Here is a 1,313-nt window from a genome sequence, read left to right on the forward strand (position 1 = left end):
AGCTTTTTGGGATTCTGCTGATGATCCAAACATCCGTTTGATTGTTGTATCTCCTAACCGCGCTGAATTCTGGGATGGCCCTAATTCATTAACCGCCGCAGTAAAAATGATGTTTGCCTCAGTTACGGGAAGTAAACCTGATTTGGGAGACAATCGCGAGACAGGTATGTAAATAAGAATGATAATTTTTAGAGCAAGATTGAATATAAGATAGAGATAGTTAGTTTTAAATAAGCCTCCTCGTATTTGATTGACTGTCAGAGGTCACTGAACAGATTCATTGTATTGGTCTACGCCCTGTTAACCATAGGGATGGCGATTTCTGTCTTCTTCAGTACGGCGGTAAACTTATAGGGGTGAACTACGATCGCTATTCCATGATTAAGACGACAGGTATTCCCTAGCGGTTCAGCGCATCGTTGATCTGGTTGGCATACACGTTGAATCTCTGCAATAAATCTAATAGCGCCTACTCAACTCTGATAGCAGCAAGCGCTACTTTTGTCTTTTGAGGCTAGACTAAGGTTTCATCTCATTATGTTGTCTCCTTATCCCGACATCTACGTCAAAAATTATGCGATAAATGCACATATCTTTGTTGTTGAGATCCGGGCCCCTCTTTACCAGACCTCTCATTTATATAGTCCCTTGAGCCTTATGATATAAGGTAATATAATTTTTTCAGCAAAGTCGCTATTTAATCATGAGCGTTAAGCGGGAGGAAATATCATGCCTTTTACGAAGTCTGATTATTTGGGATCGTATACCCCATCGCAGCTTGACACCCTACAGTCTGCCTATAACGAAGTTTGCCACATTCTTAACCGGTGCCCGCTAACTGATGAAAATCGCGAGGTACTGGCACGAACAGTCATTCGTGTTTACGAGCAGGGACAAAAAGACCCGCACATAATTGCCCGGAAAATAGCTGAAATTGAAGAATTATTATTTTAAGAGGCTTTATTACCGCCTAAGGAACCCCGAGTTTGCGGGGTTCCTTCATTTAAGTTATTAAGAAATTACGTTTTATTAATTGATGAAATCGCCAAGTTTGTAAGCTTATTATTGGTGGCTTTTTCTTGATCAAGAATTCCACTTAAGAGTGTATGAGCTTCGTCATGTCCAAGTTCTTTTGCCCATTCACGTAGCGAGCCATATCGGGCAATTTCATAGTGTTCGACAGCTTGGCACGCAGCCAACAAACCAGCATCCAGTGCAGTGCCTGAGGCCTCTTCAATTAACCCGTCAGTTTCTTTGATGAGCCCTTCTATTGCATCACACTTTTCGCCTTCGGCCTTCAGACCAATAGACTT

2 protein-coding genes are annotated in these 1,313 nt (G+C 41.9%); one reads left to right on the forward strand and one right to left on the reverse strand.

Annotated elements, in window-relative coordinates:
* Positions 1-172, forward strand: a 172-nt coding sequence (locus tag DFR47_RS21500; RefSeq protein ID WP_170137602.1) for a pyridoxamine 5'-phosphate oxidase family protein, incomplete at its 5' end; no start/stop codon positions are given.
* A gap of 847 nt (positions 173-1,019) precedes the next feature.
* On the opposite strand, the gene DFR47_RS21510 is transcribed toward DFR47_RS21500, so the two are convergent.
* The coding region (locus DFR47_RS21510) for a DUF892 family protein (protein WP_147245717.1) at positions 1,020-1,313 on the reverse strand (294 nt) is incomplete at its 5' end.

Source organism: Pseudochrobactrum asaccharolyticum, from assembly GCF_003314995.1.
Classification (GTDB): domain Bacteria; phylum Pseudomonadota; class Alphaproteobacteria; order Rhizobiales; family Rhizobiaceae; genus Pseudochrobactrum; species Pseudochrobactrum asaccharolyticum.